The sequence below is a fragment of the Hoeflea sp. CAU 1731 genome, from assembly GCF_039888615.1.
GTDB lineage: Bacteria > Pseudomonadota > Alphaproteobacteria > Rhizobiales > Rhizobiaceae > Flavimaribacter.
Genome location: NZ_JBDQQS010000014.1, coordinates 55,369 through 76,403, shown reverse-complemented (window position 1 = coordinate 76,403; position 21,035 = coordinate 55,369). Strand labels below are relative to the sequence as shown.

Genomic DNA, 21,035 nt, shown 5'->3' with positions numbered 1-21,035 from the left:
AGTCCTATGCGCGCCATCGCCCATGTGACATTTCTCGTGCCAAACTATGATGAAGGCATCGCATTCTTCACCGAAGCGCTCGGTTTCGATCTTGTGGAAGATACGCCGCTCGGCGGAGGCAAACGCTGGGTACTCGTCCGTCCCTCCGGCGGAAACGGGGCGTCGCTGCTTGTCGCCGAGGCTACCGATGAAGCACAACGAGCGGCGATCGGACGGCAGACGGGAGGCCGCGTCGGTTTCTTTCTGCATACCGACAATTTCGCTCGCGATCGCCGGCAAATGCTGGATCGGGGCGTCGAATTCCTCGAGGAGCCGCGCCATGAAGTCTACGGGACAGTTGCGGTCTTCCGCGATCCCTTCGGCAACAGTTGGGATCTGATCGAACCCGCCTCTACCTGATTTTCCTTGATCCTGGCCGGCGCCGCGTGCATAACCCGCCGCGACTTGTCCAACCGAAACAGTTATCGCGTAACGATCCATGTCTGAATTCAAACCGCTCGTATTTTCCGGGGTTCAGCCGACCGGCAATCTGCATCTCGGCAACTATCTCGGCGCAATCCGCAAATTCGTCGCGCTGCAGGACAGCCACGACTGCATCTACTGCGTGGTGGACCTTCATGCGATCACCGCTCAGCTGGTGCACGAGGACCTCAAGCACCAGACCCGGTCGATCACCGCCGCCTTTCTTGCTTCCGGCATCGATCCGAAGGCGCATATCGTCTTCAACCAGAGCCGGGTGCCGCAGCACGCCGAACTCGCCTGGGTATTCAACTGCGTTGCTCGGATCGGCTGGATGAACCGCATGACGCAGTTCAAGGACAAGGCCGGCAAGGATCGTGAGAACGCGTCTCTGGGTCTGCTTGCCTATCCCAGCCTGATGGCCGCCGATATTCTCGTCTATCGCGCGACCCATGTTCCGGTCGGCGACGACCAGAAGCAGCACCTCGAACTCACGCGCGACATCGCCCAGAAGTTCAACATCGATTTTTCGGATCGCATACAGCAATGCGGGCTGGACGTCGCAATGACCGTGGGCGAGGAAAAGATAAAGGGTTATTTCCCGCTGACGGAGCCATTGATCGAGGGGCCGGCGCCGCGGGTCATGAGTCTGCGGGACGGAACGAAAAAGATGTCCAAATCGAACGTCTCGGACCTGTCGCGGATCAATCTGACGGACGACGCGGACACCATTTCGAAGAAGATTCGCAAGGCGAAGACCGATCCGGAACCGCTTCCGGGCGATGTGGCCGGGCTTGCCGAACGACCGGAAGCCGACAATCTCGTCAGCATCTACGCGGCCCTTTCCGATCGAAGCAAACAGGACATCATCGATGAATTCGGCGGCCAGCAGTTCTCGGCCTTCAAACCGGCGCTCGCGGATCTTGCGATCGAGGTGCTGTCGCCCATCAGCATGGAAATGCGGCGTCTGCTTGATGAGCCGGGTCATATCGACGCCGTGTTGAAGGACGGTGGTGAGCGGGCGTCGGCCATCGCCGAACAGACCATGCGCGATGTCAAGTCGATCATCGGCCTCATCGACTGAGCTTCCCAAATCATCGGCGAACCGCTATGATTCACTTGTCGCGGTTGTCGACGTCCGGGGAAATGGCAGAGTCCGTTCATGGTTTCGAAAAGACTTTCCAGGGTCGAAGGCCACAAACGCAAGTTTCTTGCCGTTATCGACGAGACGCCTGAATGCGAGCGCGCCGTCTATTATGCGGCCAACAGGGCGAAACGGACCAACGGCACGCTTGTCCTGATCTATGTGATCGAGCCGGGAGATTTCCAGCACTGGCTCGGCGTCGAGGAGATCATGAAGGCAGAAGCCCACGAGGAAGCCGAAACCGCGGTCGCCAAATTCGCAGCCATGGTTCGCGAGCGCGTCGGCATCGAGCCGGAAACCCAAATTCGCGAAGGCGATACAGCCGAAGAGATCCACTCCCTTATCGAGGAGGACCAGGATATCGCCATTCTGGTTCTTGCTGCGGGGTTAGCCAAGGAAGGCCCCGGACCGCTGGTCTCGACAATAGCCGGCCGCGGCGCGGCGTTTCCGATTCCCGTCACTGTCATTCCGGCGAGCCTGGGAGACGAGGATATCGAGGCGCTCTGCTGATACTTCGAAATTCCGACGGCTGTTTCAATCCTGAGTGCTGAACTCTATATAGACGCCAAGAGAGGCCTCGACGTCTTGAAGACGCATTGTCCGAAGCCTATAATCTGGAATAATTCCAAAAAAGCGGAAATTCCGCCCGGAGACGAAGCATGTTCATTCAGACAGAAGCAACCCCCAATCCGGCGACGCTCAAGTTTCTGCCGGGCAAGGTCGTCCTGGAGGACGGTACAGCCGATTTCCGGGATGCCGACGCGGCTGCGGAAGCATCGCCGCTTGCCGCAAAACTGTTCTCGATTCCGGGCGTCACCGGCGTTTTCTACGGCTATGACTTCATAACCGTTACCAAGGACGACGCCGAATGGCAGCACCTCAAGCCGGCTATACTCGGCACGATCATGGAACACTACATGTCCGGCGATCCGCTGTTGGCCAGCAACGCTTCCACCGACGAAGCCGGCGCCGATGGAGAATTCTTCGATGCGGAAGACGAGCCGATCGTCGCGACCATCAAGGAATTGCTCGAAACCCGTGTTCGGCCGGCCGTTGCCCAGGACGGCGGCGACATCACCTTCAAGGGGTATCGCGACGGCAGAGTCTTTCTCAACATGAAGGGCGCCTGCGCCGGATGTCCTTCTTCGACGGCTACTCTCAAGCACGGCATTCAGAACCTGCTGCGCCATTTCGTTCCCGAAGTGCAGGAAGTCGAAGCGGTCTGAGATCCAGCCTGACCTCGGGTTGAATTCCGGTTTGACGGAGGGACACTTGCCGGTCTTCTGGATCTCGCCATCAACCAGGCCTTTTCTCTTCGCGGCCGCGGTTCTATAAGCTGCGCGTTTTCAACTGTCGGAAACCGGACATCCGATGAAACTGCTCGCCGTCGACACCGCCGCGCATCTCTGTGCCGCCTGCCTTTACGATTCGCAAACGCGACGCGTGGCCGGGCGCGCGGTCGAAGACATTGGCCGGGGTCACGCCGAAAGGCTGATCGTCGTCATCGAAAAGGCGCTTGATCAAGCAAGCCTGGATTATGAATCCGTCGACCGTTTGTGTGTTTGCGTCGGACCCGGTTCCTTTACCGGGATCCGCGTGGGCGTTGCGACCATGCGCGGAGTGGCTTTGTCGCTCGACTTGCCTCTCGTCGGCGTCACCACCCTCGAGGCGCTCGCCGCCGAAGTGGAGGACGAACGCGCTGTTCTCGCCGTGCTCGATGCAAGACGCGGTGAAGTTTACGCCCAGATGTTTCCATCGGGAGGTAAACCGTCGGAGGCTCGCGCCATGCCTCCCGAGGAGGCGATGGCTCTCGCGGTCGACAATAGCGCGGTCCTTGTCGGCTCGGGCGCCGAAATCATAGCCGGACAGCCGGGATTCGACATGTCCGGCCTGACCATTGCAAAGACGGTCGCGGCGCCGGACATTGAAACTATCGCCAGGCTTGGCGTACAGCGCGCGCCAGAAGCGGCTCCGCCAGGTCCGCTCTATTTGAGATCTCCCGATGCCAAGCCGCAGCAGGGATTTGCAGTTGCAAGGCGTATGACAAGGCATGAGACATAGGTTTTCGTTCCGGCGGCAGGTCGAATTCGATATCGCCGCCATGACATCTCAGGACTGCCAGGAAGCGGCGCGGCTCCACGCCACGGGTTTCACGCGCCCCTGGAGCGACGGGGAAATCAATACGCTCATGAACAAGTCGACGGTCTTCGGCTTCATTGCGCACCCGGAAGGCGGCAAGGAAGCGGGGGCCGCCATGGGCTTCGTGCTGGCGCAAAGCGTCGCCGGCGAAGCGGAGATCCTGACGATCGCGGTTGCGCCGGATGGGCGACGCCACGGTATGGGTTGGCGGCTGATGGGGGCCGTGATCCGACATCTGCGCGCCGAGGGAGCGGACGTCCTGTTTCTCGAAGTCGACGAAACCAACGCCGCGGCGATCGCGCTCTATCGCAAGCTGGGATTTTGCGAAGTGGCGCGGCGCGACCGCTATTATGGTGACAGGAACGCTGCAAAAAGCGCGGCGCTTGTCATGCGCCTCGATCTTGGATAAAGGCCGATAATGCCTTTGATATTCCGCACACATGGTTTTCTCGCATGATCGCGAAACGCCGCCGATGATAACATGGATCCGCATCGTTACGGGTCTTGCGCTGGTCGTTCTGGCGACGATCGTGTTGTTGCCGGTTCAACTGATTGGCAACCGTTTCGGCTGGAAACTGTCCTGGTATTTGCCGCGCTACTGGCACAGGATCGCGCGCCGGGTTCTCGGCCTCAGGATCATCCGTCATGGACAGCTTGAAAAGCGGCGCCCGGTGCTGATTGTCGCCAATCACAGTTCGTGGATGGATATCATCGTGCTTGCCGCCGTGGCCGATGTCGTCTTCATCGCCAAGTCCGAGGTCAAGCGCTGGCCGGTCTTCGGCTGGCTGGCTATCTGGCAAAGGACCGTCTTCGTCGAACGGGAGCGCCGCCGCGATACGGGCAATCAGGTTTCCGAGGTCGGTCGTCGCCTTGCCGACGGTGAAATCGTCGTGCTCTTCGCGGAAGGCACGACGTCGGACGGTAATCGGGTGTTGCCGTTCAAGAGTTCGCTTTTCGGCGCAGCCGCGTCGGCGCTCGACGCCTCGCCGGAAGGCCGCGTCGCAATCCAGCCTGTCGCTCTTGCCTATACTCACGCCAACGGACTGCCGCTCGGCCGCTACGGCAGGCCGATGGCCGCCTGGCCTGGCGACGTCGAACTGCCGCCGCATCTGTTCGCCATTCTGAAGGAAGGCAGCGTCGATGTTCACGTCTGTTTCGGCGAAACCGTGATCTTCGACAGTTCAACCAATCGCAAGCTCGTCAGTCGCAGCGCCGAACAGCAGGTGCGCAGAATGCTGCAGAAGCAGCTCTACGGTTACGAAGCGGGCAGGGAATTGGCGTGATTTGGCATGGGCGAGGCGTTGAAACGCCGGATTTTCCTTGACTCTTCGCCCCAGAGCCGCAATTGCGTGCCCGAAATCCCCGAAGATGCTAGAAAGGGCGCGGATCAGGACATCAGATTCGCGAAGTCGGTAGAAGCGAGCATGCAGGTGGAAGCCCTTACAGAAGAGACGTCAACGAAAACCGCGGAAAACAATACCCGCAAGGTTTTCGTCAAGACCTATGGCTGCCAGATGAACGCCTATGACTCCCAGCGCATGGCCGATGCGCTTGGGCGCGAGGGATATGAGCGCACGGACAGTCCGGAAGACGCCGACCTGTTGCTGCTGAATACCTGTCATATTCGCGAAAAGGCGGCCGAGAAGGTCTATTCCGAACTGGGTCGCATTCGCCGCCTCAAGGAGGAACGCGCGGGCCAGGGTCGGGAAATGTTGATCGGCGTCGCCGGTTGCGTCGCTCAGGCCGAAGGCGAAGAGATCCTGCGCCGCGCCCCGATCGTCGATCTGGTTATCGGGCCGCAGACCTATCATCGTCTGCCAGATGCGATCGCCAGAGTGCGCGACGGCGAGAAGGTCGTCGAGACCGATTACACGATCGAGGACAAGTTCGAAAACCTGCCGGAGCCCGAGAAAAAGGCGATCGCCGCGCGCGGCGTCACGGCCTTCCTCACCGTTCAGGAGGGGTGCGACAAGTTCTGCACCTTCTGCGTCGTTCCCTATACGCGCGGCTCGGAAGTGTCGCGGCCGGTCTCGCAGATCGTTTCCGAGGCGCGCAAGCTCGTGGCCGGCGGGGTCAGGGAAATCACGCTGCTTGGCCAGAACGTCAACGCCTGGCACGGCGAAGGCGAAGACGGCCGCGAATGGGGTCTCGGAGAACTGCTTCGCCACCTTGCGGGCGTCGAAGGTCTGGCGCGTCTGCGCTACACGACCAGCCACCCGCGCGACATGGATGACGCGCTCATAGAGGCGCATCGCGATCTCGACAAGCTGATGCCCTATCTGCATCTTCCGGTGCAGGCCGGTTCCGACCGGATCCTGAAGGCGATGAACCGCCGTCACACCGCCGACGACTATCTCGCTCTGATCGACCGCATCCGCGCCGCGCAGCCCGATCTTGCCCTTTCGGGGGATTTCATCGTCGGGTTTCCCGGTGAAACCGAAGCCGATTTCGAAGACACGCTAGCGCTTGTCGAGAAGGTTCGTTACGCGCAGGCCTTCTCTTTCAAATATTCGCCCCGACCGGGCACGCCCGGCGCTGAACGCACCGACCATGTTGCGGAAGAAGTCAAATCGGAACGCTTGCAACGACTTCAGGCGCTCCTGTCGCGGCATCAGTCGGAATTCGCCGAATCCTGCGTCGGCCGCGATATCGACCTGCTGCTCGAAAAGCCCGGCAGGCTGCCCGGACAACTCGTCGGCCGGTCTCCATGGCTGCAGCCGGTAATTGTTGATGCAATGTCGTCGCAAATAGGTGACATTATCAGGGTGAGAATCACCCGGACCGGGGCAAACTCGCTGTTTGCCGACCGGATTTGAGGCCAGGAGCCCGCTGTTGAGCACGAGCCAAACGAGCAGCAGACCGAACAGAAATCCCGCCGGCGCTTCAGACGCCACCCACATAGTCCTGACTTTCGAGAACAATCGTCTCGCCACGGAACTTTTCGGCCAGTTCGACCAGAACCTTGCGCTGATCGAGCAGAAGCTGGGCGTCGATGCGCGGGCTCGCGGCAACCAGGTGTCACTGCACGGCGCCGAGGATGCGACGAACCAGGCGCGCCGCGCACTCGACTATCTCTATGAAAGGCTGCAGGAAGGCGCCGAGGTTCATTCCTCCGACGTCGAGGGCGCGATCCGCATGTCGGTCGCCGCCGACGACCAGCTGACCTTGCCGACCATGGAGCGCAAGGGCCGCATGTCCTTTGCCCAGATAGCCACCCGCAAGAAGACGATCGCCGCCCGCACGCCGACCCAGGACGCCTATATCCGCGCCATGGATCGCGCGGAACTGGTCTTTGGCGTCGGGCCTGCGGGCACTGGCAAGACCTATCTCGCCGTCGCCCACGCGGCGCAGCTTCTGGAGCGCGGCGCGATCGAGAAGATCATCCTGTCGCGCCCGGCGGTCGAGGCCGGCGAACGGCTCGGCTATCTGCCCGGCGACATGAAGGAGAAGGTCGATCCCTATCTGCGGCCGCTCTACGACGCGCTTTACGACATGATGCCCGGCGACAAGGTCGAACGGGCGATCACCGCCGGCGTTATCGAGATTGCGCCGCTTGCCTTCATGCGCGGGCGCACGCTCGCCAATGCCGCGGTGATACTCGACGAGGCGCAGAACACTACTTCGATGCAGATGAAGATGTTCCTGACCCGGCTCGGCGAAAACGCCCGGATGATCGTCACCGGAGATCCGAGCCAGATCGACCTGCCGCGCGGTCAGCGCTCCGGTCTTGTCGAGGCGCTGCACATCCTTCGCGGCGTCGAAGGCGTCGTCACCGTGCGCTTCACCGAAACCGACGTTGTCCGCCATCCGCTGGTCGCGCGCATCGTGGCTGCTTACGATTCGGAGCAGCGCATGGTCGATGAAAGCGGCAAGCCGGACACCGAATGAACTCGCCCGCGCAATCGAGGAAACTCCTGATTGAACTTTCGGTCGAAGGCGGGCAATGGGAGCCGGAAGGCGTCCTGTCGGCGATGTGCGAGCGCGTGCTTGGCAGCGCCGCGGACTATCTGGCTGAGCATGGCCAGCCGTTTCCAGAATACGGGACGGAGGTGTCGATGCTTTTTACCGAGGACGAGGAGATGCGGCTCATCAATGGCCGCTGGCGCTCGAAGGATACGCCGACCAACGTTCTGTCGTTTCCGTCCGCGCCGCTCGAACCCGGCCATATTCCGGGCGTGTTCCTGGGCGATATCGTTCTGGCGTACGAGACGATCGCGCGCGAGGCGGAAAGCCTGGAGATCCCTTTTGATAACCATCTGACGCATTTGCTGGTGCATGGACTGCTTCATCTGCTAGGGTATGATCACATACATGACGGGCAAGCGCGTGTGATGGAAAATCTCGAGACTCGCATTTTGGCGAAACTCAACCTATCTGACCCCTATGAGGACACCGATCCGGTTTGAGGATAGATGAACCAGAATAAAACGACGGCCGCTCCTTCCGTAGCCGCCGAAACGGGCGATGGATCCGGCGACGAGCCGGGGAGTAGTCGGGCGCTCGTACCGCTAAACCTGAAACCTCAGTTGCAGCCCTCCCTCTGGAGCCGTCTTGTCCGGCTGATTACAGGCGGCGTGTCGCAGCACCCCGATGAGGAACTGAACGAAGCCCTTGGCGCAAGGGGCGGCGGCGCGACCTTCCGTCCGGAAGAGCGCGCGATGCTCGACAATATTCTGAAGCTTCGCGTGCTGCGCGTCGAGGACGTGATGGTGCCGCGCGCCGATATCCGTTCGGTCGATCAATCGGTGAAGCTTGGCGAACTGCTTGAAATCTTTGAGGAGTCGGGTCACTCGCGCATGCCGGTCTACGGTGATTCGCTAGACGATCCCCGCGGCATGGTCCACATTCGCGATTTTCTCGCCCATATCACCAAACAGGCGCGCGGGCGGCGACGTTCCACCGCCAAGAACACAACCGCAGCGAAGGCGGACAATGGCGGCGCGACAAGCACCCGCGAGCGGCCGCGCAAGGTCGAAAAATTCGATCTCGCCCGGGTCGATCTCAACAAGACGGTTCACGAGGCCGGCCTTGTCCGCGACGTCCTGTTCGTGCCCCCGTCCATGCTTGCCTCGGACCTGATGCAGAAGATGCAGGCCACGCGGACGCAGATGGCGCTGGTTATCGACGAATATGGCGGGACCGACGGTCTCGTTTCGCTGGAAGACATTGTGGAAACCGTCGTCGGCGACATCGAGGACGAGCATGACGACGAGGCCGAAATGATTTCGCGGCAGTCCGAAGATGTGTTTATCGCCGACGCCAAGGCGGAACTCGACGATATTGCGGACGTGATCGGCGGCGATTTCGACATTGGCGACAAGGGAGAGGAAGTCGACACGCTGGGCGGGTTGATCTTCTCCATCCTCGGGCGCATTCCGGCGCGCGGCGAAGTCGTCAAGGCGCTGCCGCAGTTCGAGTTCCACGTGCTTGAAGCCGATCCGCGCCGCATTCGCCGCGTGCGCATCGTCAGGCAAAGGGTGGCGGAGCGCCGCCGCAGACCGGTTCCCGTCAAGGTAGAGGCAGACAACTCCAACGATCCTGCCCGGCCGCAACAGGTCGAGCATCCGGCCGAGGCGCAGGAAAGCGAATTGAGCCGGTAGCCTTCTTCGCCGCAGTTTTGCGCCGGCGGGAATTGTTCTACATCATCATCGCAGTCCGAATCAGTTGATTCGCGCGTTCGGCGCGCAGCAATGCGGGTCGGTCGATTTGGTGCGTCACGCCGGCGCGGCCAGTTGGTCCGCCTGTAACGGGGAAGCGATGGAGCGACTTGCCGGAAAGGTTACGCTGAGTTGGGGCGCAAGCCGGTGGGCGCTTGCATTCGGCGCCGGCGCGCTGGCGGTGTTGGCGCTGGCCCCCTTCGATTTCTTCGCAGTCCTGTTCATCTCGTTCCCCGTTCTCGTCTGGCTGCTGGATGGCGCAACGGGCAATCCCGACGCAGGCTTCCTGCGTCGTCTGGCTCCGGCGTTCTGGACCGGATGGTGGTTCGGTTTCGGATATTTCGTCGCCGGTCTGTGGTGGCTCGCCAACGCGTTGTTTGCAGAAGGATACGCCTTCGTCTGGGTGTTGCCCCTGGCTGTTTTCGGACTTCCCGCCATGCTCGCCGTGTTCTACGGGCTGGCGGCCGCGCTCGCCCGCGCCATGTGGTGCGACGGCGCGGGGCGTCTCGCCGCCCTGGCGTTTGCTTTCGGTCTGGCCGAATGGCTGCGCGGCTTCGTATTCACCGGGTTTCCCTGGAACGCGATCGGCTATGGCGCGATGCCCACGCCGCTGTTGATGCAGTCCAGCATGATTGTCGGGATCTACGGCGTGTCGGCGCTCACGGTTTTTGTCGCGAGCGTTCCTGCGTTGCTTGTCACGCGCGACGGCCTGCGCGCCGCTTTGCTCGTTGCAGCGCTGCTTGTCGCCGCCCATGTCGGTTTCGGCTTCTGGTCGCTCGCGCAACCGGTCGATGACGCGCACACCGGCGCGGTCGTGCGCATAGTTCAGCCTTCCGTCCCGCAATCCAGCAAATGGGATGTCGAAGTGCGCGAGGAGATATTCAGTAAACTTCTGCGCCTGAGCAGCGCAGATGCGGAAAGCCAGGCGCGTCCGGGGATGATTGTCTGGCCGGAAACGGCAGTGCCTTTCCTCCTGACCGAAAATCCCGATGCGCTCGGCCGCATCGCCGACATGCTCCAGGAGGGGCAGGTGCTTCTGACGGGCGCGGTCAGGGAAGAAAACAGCGGCGGCGCGACGCGCTACTACAATTCCATTCTCGTCATCGACGATGCAGGCGAAATCGTGGCCGCGGCCGACAAAGTCCACCTTGTTCCCTTTGGCGAGTACCTGCCGTTTCAGGATTTGATGGAAAGTATGGGCCTTCAGGCCATCGCCACCATGCCGGGCGCCTTCAGCGCGGCAAGCAGTCGCGCCACAGTGCCGTTGCCCGATGGTCGCCACTTTCTTCCGCTGATTTGTTACGAGGTGATCTTTCCGGACGGCGTTGACGCAGCAGGCCCGGCGGCAGACTTTATCGTCAACGTCACAAACGACGCCTGGTATGGTGTAACGCCCGGCCCCTGGCAGCATTTCCGACAGGCGCAAGTGCGAGCGGTCGAAACCGGCCTGCCAATGATTCGTGCAGCAAACAACGGAATTTCTGCAGGAATTAATGCACGTGGCCAAGTATTAGATGGGCTTTTACAAAACGTGATTGCATCTGTAGATTTAAATATTCCGTACAAACGCCATTTAATTGTGGGTAGTATAGGTAGGTCTTTGCTATTTTTGGTGATACTTGCAGTATTTTTGGCGTGGGCGTTCAGTTGTCGTTTTGGTTTTCTCTCGCGCAGCAATTGACGACAAAGTTCCAAAATTGCATATTCGGCAGTACTACACCTACGCTTGATGTTTGTGTTGTTTAAGGTTCGTTTTAGGGGCGAGGGAATCTGGCAGACGGCATCTAAATCGTCAATCAAACGGCGGGATTTGTTTAGTACCCGCGGGAAAACTTGAAATGAATATGATCGTAAACAAGAAAAAGCCCAATCCTATCGACATCCACGTCGGCAGTCGCATCCGTCTCAGACGGACGATGCTCGGAATGAGCCAGGAAAAGCTCGGAGAAGCGCTTGGCATCACGTTCCAGCAGATCCAGAAGTATGAAAAAGGAACAAACAGGGTCGGCGCCAGCCGTCTGCAGAATATTTCCTCTATACTTAACGTTCCGGTGTCTTTCTTCTTTGAAGACGCGCCGGGCGATCCGTCGACCGGACGTGGCGGCAGCTCGGAAGCATCCAGCTCCAACTACGTTGTCGATTTTCTGTCCTCTTCGGAGGGTCTTCAGCTCAACCGTGCGTTCGTCAAGATCGAGGATCCCAAGGTCCGCCGCAAGATCGTCGATCTCGTAAAGTCGCTCGCCGCGGCGGAAGCCGACTGACCAGACAGATTTCCTCCCAAGAAATCGCATTTAGCAAAATGGCGGCCTCTCGGGGCTGTCATTTTTGTTTCGCGCTTCGTCGCCACAGTCTGCGAAAAACATCATATCAAGATATATTTATGTCGTTCTGCGCTTGTTTTTGAGCGCCTTCTTCACTAACACCACTGCCAGCGCGTGTCCTGAAACGGACACGGTCAAGATAATGAGTCCGGGGTGGTTTGCGGATCTGGCTTTCCTGTGAACGTCAATTTCGCCACACTGCCTCTCCGCTGGGGTAGGATATGTCTCGCAACAATTATTTCTTCACGAGTGAATCGGTGTCCGAAGGGCATCCCGACAAGGTCTGCGACCGGATTTCCGACGAGATCGTCGATCTGATATACAGGGAAGCCCGCAAAACGGGTGTTGATCCGTGGAACGTCCGCATCGCCGCCGAGACCCTGGCGACCACCAATCGCGTCGTCATCGCTGGCGAAGTCCGTGTTCCGCCATCGCTGATAAAGACGGACAAGAATGGCTGCGAGGTCATCAATCCGTCGCGTTTTCGCTCCGCCGCGCGCCGCGCGATCCGCGACATCGGCTATGAACAGGACGGCTTCCACTGGAAGACCGCCAAGATCGACGTGCTGCTGCACACCCAGTCCGCCGACATCGCTCAGGGCGTCGACAACGCCTCCGACATGCAGGGTCATGAGGGCGCCGGCGACCAGGGAATCATGTTCGGCTACGCCTGCAACGAGACGCCGGACCTGATGCCGGCGCCGATCTATTACGCCCACAAAATCCTGCGGCTCCTGGCCGATGCCCGCAAGAGCGGCGAGGGCGATGCGGGTCAGCTCGGCCCGGACGCCAAGAGCCAGGTGACGGTCCGCTACGAAGACGGCAAACCCGCCGAGGTCACGCAGATCGTCCTGTCGACCCAGCACCTCGCGCCGGACTGGGATTCGAAAAAGGTTCGGGCGGTCGTCGAACCCTACATCCGGGAAGCCCTGGAAGGACTTCCGATCGCCGCCGACTGCAACTGGTACATCAATCCGACCGGAAAATTCGTGATTGGCGGCCCGGACGGCGACGCCGGCCTGACCGGCCGCAAGATCATCGTGGACACCTATGGAGGCGCCGCGCCGCATGGCGGCGGCGCATTTTCCGGCAAGGACACGACCAAGGTCGACCGTTCGGCCGCCTATGCCGCGCGCTATCTGGCCAAGAACGTCGTCGCCGCGAAACTTGCCGAGCGGTGCACGATCCAGCTTTCCTATGCGATCGGCGTCTCGCAGCCGCTTTCCGTCTATGTAGACCTTCACGGCACCGGAAAGGTTAGCGACGAGAAGGTGGAGCAGGCGATCCGCGCGGTGATGGATCTGTCGCCGACCGGCATCCGCAAGCATCTCGACCTGAACCGGCCGATCTACGCAAAGACCGCGGCTTATGGACATTTCGGCCGCAAAGGCGGTCGCGACGGCTCTTTCTCGTGGGAAAAGACCGATCTTGTCAAAGCGCTCAAGGAAGCCGTCCGCGACTAATGGACGTCGCTCTGATCAGTTCTGATGGCCAACGGGCGTGACAACCAGAAATCCTTCTTCGGGCGTCGCAAGGGCAAGACCCTGCGTCCGAAGCAGCGGCAGGCGGTAGACGACGTACTGCCGCTCTACCGGATTGATATTTCCGACCCAACCCCAGCGGACGCGGCTGGCCTTTTCGCCGCCGATGTCGATCGCTTGCGCCTGGAAATCGGCTTCGGAGGCGGCGAGCACTTCCTCCGCCGGGCGGCGGAGCAGCCGGAAACCGGTTTCATCGGCGTGGAGCCCTTCGTGAACGGCATGGCGAAATGCGCAGCGGCGCTGGCCGAAGAGCCGCTTCGCAACGTCCGTCTGTTCGACGAAGAGGCAGCGTTGCTCCTCGACTGGTTGCCTGAAAAATCGATCGATCACGTTGACCTTCTCTATCCCGATCCATGGCCCAAGAAACGACACTGGAAGCGAAGGTTCGTGAACGAGGAAAGCCTCGACCGGCTTGCGCGCGTTCTCAAGCCCGGCGGCGTGTTCTGTTTCGCCTCCGACATCGACACCTATGTCAACTGGACGCTATTGCATTGCCGCCATCATCCGGCTTTTGCATGGCAGGCCGAAATCGCGCAGGACTGGCGTCGGCCCTATCCGGGCTGGCCGGGCACGCGCTACGAGGCAAAGGCCGTCAGGGAAGGTCGGACGCCGGCTTATCTCACCTTCCTCCGCGTGTGAGGGTCGAGGGCGAAACACCCTTGCAATTGTGCGCTCCCGCCGTTATATGGAAGACAAATCTTGATCATGATGAGCAAGAGTGGGCCCCCCCGGACCCGCTCTTTTTGTTTGTAGGGATCTGTCGGAGAGAGCCGTTTGAACGAACAGACCAAGCCACTGGAAATCGCGTCGGAAGAACCGCGTCTGGTGACCGAGACCGGCGTTGAGGCGCGTATTGCCGCAATTGTCGAGCCGGTGCTGCAGTCGATCGATTTCCGTCTCGTGCGTGTGCGGTTGTCCGGTCAGAATGGCCTGACGCTTCAGATCATGGCCGAGCGCAACGACGGAACAATGACCGTAGAGGATTGCGAGGCGGTGTCGCGCGCCCTGTCGCCGGTGCTGGATGTTGAGGATCCGATCGATCGCGCCTATCATCTGGAAGTGTCGTCCCCGGGCATCGACCGACCGATGGTCAGGCAGTCCGATTTCACCCGCTGGCAGGGCCATCTGATGAAATGCGAGACGTCGGTTCCCATTGAGGATCGCAGACGTTTCAAGGGCCGTATCGCCGCCGCCGAAGACGACGCATTCACGCTGGAGCGTGATCAGCCCGGTTATGGCGAAGCCCTGACCGTGCGTATCCCGTTCGAGGCGTTGACCGAAGCCAGGCTGATCCTGACTGATGATCTGATCCGGGATGCGCTGGCTGCGGACAAGGCGGCGAAGGCTGCGCGAGCGAAACGGCAAGAAACCGGGGATACCCATTGAATTCGGTCTGATTGCGGCGAAGCCGCATCGGAGACAGTAACGGAGATCAAAAATGGCAGTCAGTGCTAACAGGCTGGAGCTTCTTCAAATCGCCGATGCGGTGGCGCGCGAAAAGGCCATCGATCGCGAGATCGTCATCACCGCCATGGCCGACGCCATACAGAAGGCGGCGCGTTCGCGCTACGGCTCGGAATCGAACATCCGCGCCGACATCAATCCGAAAACCGGTGAGATCAAGCTGCAGCGCCTGCTCGAGGTCGTCGAACAGGTTGACGATTATTCCACGCAGATCGCCATCGAACTGGCCCGAGACCGCAATCCGGACGCCCAGTTCGGAGATTTTATCGCCGAGCCGCTTCCGCCGATGGATTTCGGACGCATCGCCGCACAGTCGGCCAAGCAGGTCATCGTCCAGAAGGTGCGCGAAGCCGAACGCGACCGGCAGTACGAGGAATTCAAGGATCGCGTTGGCGAAATCATCAATGGCACGGTCAAGCGCGTCGAATACGGCAATGTCATCGTCGATCTCGGCCGCGGCGAAGCCATCATCCGCAGGGACGAACTGATCCCGCGTGAAAGCTTCCGCTATGGTGACCGCGTTCGCGCCTTTGTCTACGACGTGCGCCGCGAACAGCGCGGACCGCAGATTTTCCTGTCGCGGACGCATCCGCAATTCATGGTCAAGCTGTTCACCATGGAAGTGCCGGAAATCTATGACGGCATCATCGAGATCAAGTCGGTCGCCCGCGATCCGGGCTCCCGCGCAAAGATCGCGGTGATCTCCAACGACAGTTCGATCGATCCGGTCGGCGCCTGCGTCGGCATGCGCGGCAGCCGCGTCCAGGCGGTCGTCGGCGAATTGCAGGGCGAGAAGATCGACATCATTCCGTGGTCCTACGATCCGGCGTCGTTCATCGTTAACGCGTTGCAACCGGCGGAAGTCGCAAAGGTGGTTCTCGACGAGGATGCGGAACGCATCGAGGTCGTCGTGCCTGATGACCAACTGTCGCTCGCGATCGGACGTCGTGGTCAGAATGTGCGCCTCGCTTCACAACTGACCGGCTGGGATATTGACATCCTGACCGAGCAGGAAGAATCGGAACGTCGTCAGAAAGAATTCAACGACCGCACCGAACTATTCATGAACGCCCTCAACGTCGACGAGATGGTCGGCCAGGTTCTGGCGTCGGAAGGCTTCTCCCAGGTTGAGGAAGTCGCCTATGTCGATCAGGACGAAATCGCCTCCATCGAAGGTTTCGATGAGGAAACGGCTGAAGAAATCCAGAGCCGCGCCCGTGAATATCTGGACGCTCTCGAAGCCGAGCTTGAGGAAAAGCGCGTCGAACTGGGCGTCGAGGACGATGTGAGAACCATTCCCGGCATGACCACGGCGATGCTCGTGGCGCTCGGCGAGGAAGGCATGAAGACGATGGACGACTTTGCTGGGTGCGCCGCGGACGATCTGGTCGGCTGGGTCGAACGCAAGGACGGCGAGACGAAGAAGTTCGACGGAACGTTCTCCAATATGGATGTTTCTCGCGCCGACGCGGAGCAGATGATCGTTGCAGCCCGTCTGGCTGTTGGCTGGATCACGGAAGAAGATCTCGCCGAGCCTGAAGCGGAAGAAGTGGAAGGCGAAGGCGAGGCCGTCGCCGAGGGGCAGGAAGCGGGAGCGTCCGCCTGAACCCTGCCGGCTCGGCCGGAGGTTGTGGCATGAACGACCGGACCTGCATCGTCACGCGGCAATGCCTGACTGCGGATCAAATGATCCGTTTCGTCGCTGCGCCCGACGGAACGGTGGTCGCCGATCTCAAGGGTCGGCTGCCGGGTCGCGGTTGCTGGGTTACGGCCAGCCGCGAGTGCATTGAAAAGGCGATCGCAAAAAAGGCTTTCGCCCGTGCTCTCAAGGCTGATGTGAAGGCGCCGGCTGATCTTGCCGATTCGATCGAGGCGCAGATGGTTGTGGCGCTTGTCGGCATGATCAACATGGCCCGCAAGGCCGGTCAGATTGTGATGGGCGGCGCGAAGGTCGACGCGGCGATCCGTTCAGGCAAGGCGGTCGCTGTTTTCCACGCCGTGGACGCGGCGGCGGACGGGGTGCGCAAGCTTGATCAGGCGCGGTTTGCAGCGGTCGCTGCGGGAAGCGATGAAATTTTATCCTTCCGGCTGCTGCCTGCGGAAGAAATGACCCCGATTTCGGGCGACCGCAACCTAATTCACCTTGCGGTGCTTGCAGGGCAGGCCGGTGAAGGTGTAGTGAAGCGCGCAAAGATATTGGACCACTATCGCAATCCTGCGAAAGGCGGTCGAATGGCGGGTGATCCCGCAAAGGAAACGGATACGGAATGAGCGAAACGAAGGACGACAAGACTCTCAGTGTCGCCGGCAAGAAGACCCTGACCCTGAAGCGATCGGGTGTCGAGCACGGAACTGTGCGCCAGGATATGGGTCGTGGCCGCACCAAGGCTGTCGTGGTCGAAACACGCAAGCGGCGTATTTCGCGTCCCGAAGACGAGAAGCCGGCGCCGGCTCCGGCCGGGTTGGCGCCCAAGCCAGCCCCCGCCCCCAAGCCGGCGGCTGCGCCGAAGCGCGAGACGGAAGACGCGGACGCGCGCAAGCCATCGGTCGTGCTGAACGAACTTTCGGCCAGCGAGATGGATGCGCGCAAGCGCGCCCTCGAAAACGCAAAAGTGCGCGACGCCGAGGAGCGCCGGATCGCCGAGGAACAGGCGAAGCTTCAGCGGGAGCAGGAAGCGCTTGAAAAGCAGCGCGCCGAAGAAGAAGCCCGCCTCCAGGCCGAGGAAGCAGCGAAGCAGCCACAAACGGAAGAGGTTGCGGAGACGCCGGCTGAACCGGAGCCACAACCGGATTCACCGGCGGTTGTGGAAGCGGCCGCGGCGACGCCGGCGCGCGCCTCCGACAAGACCGCCCGCCAGCAACGCGGCGATGACGAAGAGGAAGGTCGCGGACACAGGCCGGCCCAGCGCGGCAAGCCTGCGCGCCCTGAAACGCCCAAACCATCGCGTCCGCGCGGCGACGATTCACGCCGCCGCGGCAAGCTGACGCTCAACGCCGCGCTGAGCGAGGACGGCAACCAGAGAGGGCGCTCGCTTTCGGCGATGCGTCGTCGTCAGGAGAAACTCAAGCGGGCTCATACACAGGAAGCGCGCGAGAAGATTTCCCGCGAAGTCACCTTGCCTGAAACGATCACCATCCAGGAACTGTCGCAGCGCATGGCGGAGCGTTCGGTCGATGTGATCAAATACCTGATGAAGGAAGGGCAGATGATGAAACCCGGCGACGTCATTGACGCCGACCTGGCCGAGTTGATCGCAGGCGAGTTTGGACATTCCGTAAAGCGCGTCGCCGACTCCGATATCGAGGTTGGCATCTTCAACATCGAGGACGATGCGATTTCCCTGAAACAGCGCCCGCCGATCGTCACCATCATGGGTCACGTCGACCACGGCAAGACCTCGTTGCTCGACGCCATCCGGCATGCCAATGTTGTTTCCGGCGAAGCTGGCGGCATCACCCAGCATATCGGCGCTTACCAGGTCGAGCAGGATGGTCAGAAAATCACCTTCATAGACACGCCGGGCCACGCCGCATTTACTGCGATGCGCGCTCGCGGCGCGCAGGCGACCGATATCGCCATTCTCGTGGTGGCGGCCGACGACAGCGTGATGCCGCAGACGATCGAGTCCATCAATCACGCCAAGGCGGCCGGCGTGCCGATGATCGTTGCGATCAACAAGATCGACAAGCCGGAAGCGGACGCCAACAAGGTTCGCACCGAGCTGCTTCAGCACGAGGTTTTCGTCGAGTCCATGGGCGGCGAGGTGCTCGACGTCGAGGTCTCCGCGACCAAGAAGACCAATCTGGACAAATTGCTGGAGGCCATCCTTCTGCAGGCGGAACTGCTCGATCTGAAAGCCAATCCGGATCGTACGGCGGAAGGCACGGTCATCGAGGCGCAGCTTGATCGCGGCCGTGGTTCCGTTGCGACCATCCTGATAGAAGCGGGCACGCTTCATACCGGTGAAATCGTCGTCGCCGGCGACGAGTGGGGCCGTGTGCGCGCTCTCGTCGACGACCACGGAAACCAGGTCAAGGAAGCCGGTCCGGCCATGCCGGTCGAGATCCTCGGACTTCAGGGCACGCCGCAGGCCGGCGACCGTATTGCGGTCGTCGAGAACGAGGCGCGGGCCCGCGAAATCTCCGAATATCGCCAGCGCAAGGCCCGTGAAAAGGCGGTTGCCCACCAGGCCGGTTCCCGCGGTTCGCTGGAACAGATGATGTCGCAGTTGCAGGCGTCCGGTGTGAAGGAAATCCCGCTGGTCATCAAGGGCGATGTGCAGGGTTCGATCGAGGCGATCGCCGGAGCGCTCGAAAAGCTTGGAACAGACGAGGTTCAGGCCCGTATCGTGCATTCAGGCGCCGGAGGCATCACGGAGTCCGATATCTCGCTGGCGGAAGCGTCCAGTGCGGCGGTGATCGGCTTCAATGTCCGCGCCAATGCGCAGGCGCGCGACGCCGCAAGCGCAGCCGGTATCGAAATCCGCTACTACAACATCATCTACGATCTGGTCGACGACGTGAAGTCCGCCATGTCGGGCATGTTGTCGCCGGAACGGCGCGAGACCTTCCTGGGCAACGCGGAGATTCTCGAAGTCTTCAACATCACCAAGGTCGGCAAGGTTGCCGGTTGCCGCGTGACGGAAGGCAAGGTCGAGCGCGGCGTGGGCGTGCGCCTCATTCGTGACAACGTCGTGATCCACGAGGGCAGCCTGAAGACGCTCAAGCGCTTCAAGGACGAAGTCGCCGAAGTGGTCGCCGGACAGGAATGCGGGATGGCCTTCGAAAACTACGAGGATATTCGCCAGGACGATGTCATCGAATGTTTCCGGGTCGAGCACATAACGCGCACGCTCTGATCTGAGAAAAATCGCGACCCCGGACGTCCGGGGTCGCCCGAATTTGAACCATTCGCGTCCGGTCCGAACCCGGAGCCAATGTCGAAAAGGTACGTTACATGTCCAGATTTACTTCCGCTGGCCCGTCGCAGCGCCAGTTGCGCGTTGGCGAACAGGTCAGGGCCGCCGTCACCTCCGTGCTTCAGCGCGGAGAAATTCGCGATCCGCTGATCGAACGCGAAGTCATCTCCATTTCCGAGGTGAGCATGTCCCCGGATCTGAAGATCGCGACCGCCTATGTGACCCCGCTCGGCCAGTCCGACCACGCAGCCATCGTCGAGGCGCTGAACCGAAACGCCAGGTACATTCGCAAGCAGATAACGCCGGCGCTCAGGCAGATGAAATACATGCCGGAACTGCGCTTTCGCGACGACACCAGCTTCGAGAACTACCGCAAGATCGATGAGTTGCTCCGCTCGCCCGAAGTCGCGCGCGATCTCGACCGAAAAGAGGACGACGACTGATGGGGCGCCGGGGAAAGAAAAAAGGCCGGGCGATATCGGGCTGGCTGATCTTGGACAAGCCGGTCGATTTCGGTTCGACGGAGTCGGTCTCAAAGGTCAAGTGGCTCTTCAAGGCCCAGAAGGCCGGCCATGCGGGCACGCTTGATCCGTTGGCTTCCGGCATGTTGCCGATCGCCTTTGGCGACGCCACGAAAACCGTTCCCTACGTCATGGACGGAAGCAAGATCTACCGGTTCACCGTCGCCTGGGGCGAAGAGCGCGAGACGGATGATCGCGAGGGGGGTGTGGTCCGGTCCAGTGACGACAGGCCCGAGCGGAGCGAAATCGAAGCGCTGCTTCCACGTTACAAGGGAGTCATCGAACAGACGCCGCCGCAATATTCCGCGATCAAGATTGACGGAAACCGCGCTTATGATCTCGCGCGCGAGGGGGAGGTTGTGGAAATGCCTACGCGCGAGGTCGAGATATTCCGTCTCGATCTTGTCTCCGTTCCCACGCCCGATTCGGCGGTGTTCGAGGTCGAGTGCGGAAAAGGCACCTACGTGCGATCGCTTGCCCGCGATTTCGGACGCGATCTCGGGTGTTTCGGACACGTCGCCGATCTGCGGCGCACCTATGTGGCGCCATTCGATGAGGAGGATCTGGTGCCGCTTGAAGAACTGATCGCGCTGGAGAAAGTCGAAGACGACGCGGAGCGCCTGACCGCCCTTGACGATTACCTCATCGACACTGGAGAAGCGCTCAGCATGCTGCCGCAAGTGGCTGTGAGCGACGGCCAGGCCCAGCGACTGCTCAGCGGCAATCCCATCCTGTTGCGGGGGCGCGACGCGCCGCTGCCAGCCGACGCCGCCTATGCGACCAGCCACGGACGACTTGTCGCGATCGGTGAAATAGCCGAAGGTGAATTCCGCCCGAGAAGGGTCTTCGCCACCTGAGCCAACCGTAGCC

21 protein-coding genes are annotated in these 21,035 nt (G+C 60.9%); all 21 read left to right on the top strand.

Features of this window, described 5'->3' with window-relative positions:
- Window positions 1-6: 6 nt before the first annotated feature.
- The 21 genes from AAFN47_RS20700 (at window position 7) to truB (ending at window position 21,022) form a co-directional block, all read left to right on the top strand.
- Window positions 7-399 carry a VOC family protein gene (locus AAFN47_RS20700; protein WP_499811157.1) on the top strand — a complete coding sequence of 131 codons (393 nt, stop codon included), beginning with the start codon at window positions 7-9 and terminating at the stop codon, window positions 397-399.
- Window positions 400-478: 79 nt separating this feature from the next.
- Window positions 479-1,543, top strand: coding sequence for a tryptophan--tRNA ligase (gene trpS, locus AAFN47_RS20695; protein WP_499811156.1), 1,065 nt, complete (start codon window positions 479-481; stop codon window positions 1,541-1,543).
- Between the two features lie 78 nt (window positions 1,544-1,621).
- The gene (locus tag AAFN47_RS20690) at window positions 1,622-2,113 is read left to right on the top strand and encodes a universal stress protein (protein ID WP_499811155.1); all 492 of its coding nucleotides are present in this window, start codon (window positions 1,622-1,624) and stop codon (window positions 2,111-2,113) included.
- 149 nt (window positions 2,114-2,262) lie between these two features.
- Window positions 2,263-2,829 carry a NifU family protein gene (locus AAFN47_RS20685; protein ID WP_499811154.1) on the top strand — a complete coding sequence of 189 codons (567 nt, stop codon included), beginning with the start codon at window positions 2,263-2,265 and terminating at the stop codon, window positions 2,827-2,829.
- Window positions 2,830-2,974: 145 nt separating this feature from the next.
- Complete coding sequence (gene tsaB, locus AAFN47_RS20680; protein WP_499811153.1) at window positions 2,975-3,664, top strand: tRNA (adenosine(37)-N6)-threonylcarbamoyltransferase complex dimerization subunit type 1 TsaB; 690 nt, start codon at window positions 2,975-2,977, stop codon at window positions 3,662-3,664.
- Entirely contained in the window at window positions 3,654-4,151 is a 498-nt protein-coding gene (gene rimI, locus AAFN47_RS20675; protein WP_499811152.1) for a ribosomal protein S18-alanine N-acetyltransferase, read from the top strand. The genes tsaB and rimI overlap by 11 nt, the downstream gene beginning before the upstream one ends.
- Window positions 4,152-4,182: 31 nt before the next feature.
- Window positions 4,183-5,025 carry a lyso-ornithine lipid O-acyltransferase gene (gene olsA / locus AAFN47_RS20670; RefSeq protein WP_499811151.1) on the top strand — a complete coding sequence of 281 codons (843 nt, stop codon included), beginning with the start codon at window positions 4,183-4,185 and terminating at the stop codon, window positions 5,023-5,025.
- A gap of 141 nt (window positions 5,026-5,166) precedes the next feature.
- Window positions 5,167-6,558, top strand: a complete 1,392-nt coding sequence (gene miaB / locus AAFN47_RS20665; RefSeq protein ID WP_499811219.1) for a tRNA (N6-isopentenyl adenosine(37)-C2)-methylthiotransferase MiaB — start codon at window positions 5,167-5,169, stop codon at window positions 6,556-6,558.
- Window positions 6,559-6,574: 16 nt separating this feature from the next.
- Window positions 6,575-7,630 carry a PhoH family protein gene (locus AAFN47_RS20660; protein ID WP_499811150.1) on the top strand — a complete coding sequence of 352 codons (1,056 nt, stop codon included), beginning with the start codon at window positions 6,575-6,577 and terminating at the stop codon, window positions 7,628-7,630.
- A complete protein-coding gene (ybeY, locus tag AAFN47_RS20655; protein WP_499811149.1) occupies window positions 7,627-8,148 on the top strand; it encodes an rRNA maturation RNase YbeY in 522 nt (173 codons plus the stop codon). The genes AAFN47_RS20660 and ybeY overlap by 4 nt, the downstream gene beginning before the upstream one ends.
- A gap of 6 nt (window positions 8,149-8,154) precedes the next feature.
- Window positions 8,155-9,342 carry a hemolysin family protein gene (locus tag AAFN47_RS20650; protein ID WP_499811148.1) on the top strand — a complete coding sequence of 396 codons (1,188 nt, stop codon included), beginning with the start codon at window positions 8,155-8,157 and terminating at the stop codon, window positions 9,340-9,342.
- Window positions 9,343-9,499: 157 nt separating this feature from the next.
- Window positions 9,500-11,080 carry an apolipoprotein N-acyltransferase gene (gene lnt / locus AAFN47_RS20645; protein WP_499811147.1) on the top strand — a complete coding sequence of 527 codons (1,581 nt, stop codon included), beginning with the start codon at window positions 9,500-9,502 and terminating at the stop codon, window positions 11,078-11,080.
- A 163-nt stretch (window positions 11,081-11,243) separates the two neighbouring features.
- Window positions 11,244-11,660: a helix-turn-helix domain-containing protein gene (locus tag AAFN47_RS20640; RefSeq protein ID WP_499811218.1), complete on the top strand. Its 417-nt coding sequence runs from the start codon at window positions 11,244-11,246 to the stop codon at window positions 11,658-11,660.
- Between the two features lie 281 nt (window positions 11,661-11,941).
- Complete coding sequence (gene metK, locus AAFN47_RS20635; protein WP_499811146.1) at window positions 11,942-13,183, top strand: methionine adenosyltransferase; 1,242 nt, start codon at window positions 11,942-11,944, stop codon at window positions 13,181-13,183.
- A 24-nt stretch (window positions 13,184-13,207) separates the two neighbouring features.
- Window positions 13,208-13,900 (top strand): tRNA (guanine(46)-N(7))-methyltransferase TrmB, encoded by a 693-nt coding sequence (gene trmB / locus AAFN47_RS20630; protein ID WP_499811145.1) that lies wholly within the window; start codon window positions 13,208-13,210, stop codon window positions 13,898-13,900.
- A 156-nt stretch (window positions 13,901-14,056) separates the two neighbouring features.
- Window positions 14,057-14,647 (top strand): ribosome maturation factor RimP, encoded by a 591-nt coding sequence (gene rimP, locus AAFN47_RS20625; RefSeq protein WP_499811217.1) that lies wholly within the window; start codon window positions 14,057-14,059, stop codon window positions 14,645-14,647.
- A 52-nt stretch (window positions 14,648-14,699) separates the two neighbouring features.
- Window positions 14,700-16,331 carry a transcription termination factor NusA gene (nusA, locus tag AAFN47_RS20620; protein ID WP_499811144.1) on the top strand — a complete coding sequence of 544 codons (1,632 nt, stop codon included), beginning with the start codon at window positions 14,700-14,702 and terminating at the stop codon, window positions 16,329-16,331.
- A 29-nt stretch (window positions 16,332-16,360) separates the two neighbouring features.
- Window positions 16,361-16,996, top strand: a complete 636-nt coding sequence (locus AAFN47_RS20615; RefSeq protein WP_499811143.1) for an RNA-binding protein — start codon at window positions 16,361-16,363, stop codon at window positions 16,994-16,996.
- Entirely contained in the window at window positions 16,993-19,584 is a 2,592-nt protein-coding gene (gene infB / locus AAFN47_RS20610; protein WP_499811142.1) for a translation initiation factor IF-2, read from the top strand. Before AAFN47_RS20615 ends, infB begins: the two co-directional genes overlap by 4 nt.
- 98 nt (window positions 19,585-19,682) lie before the next feature.
- Entirely contained in the window at window positions 19,683-20,087 is a 405-nt protein-coding gene (gene rbfA, locus AAFN47_RS20605) for a 30S ribosome-binding factor RbfA (protein ID WP_499811141.1), read from the top strand.
- A complete protein-coding gene (truB, locus tag AAFN47_RS20600; protein WP_499811140.1) occupies window positions 20,087-21,022 on the top strand; it encodes a tRNA pseudouridine(55) synthase TruB in 936 nt (311 codons plus the stop codon). Before rbfA ends, truB begins: the two co-directional genes overlap by 1 nt.
- The last annotated feature ends 13 nt before the right edge of the window (window positions 21,023-21,035 follow it).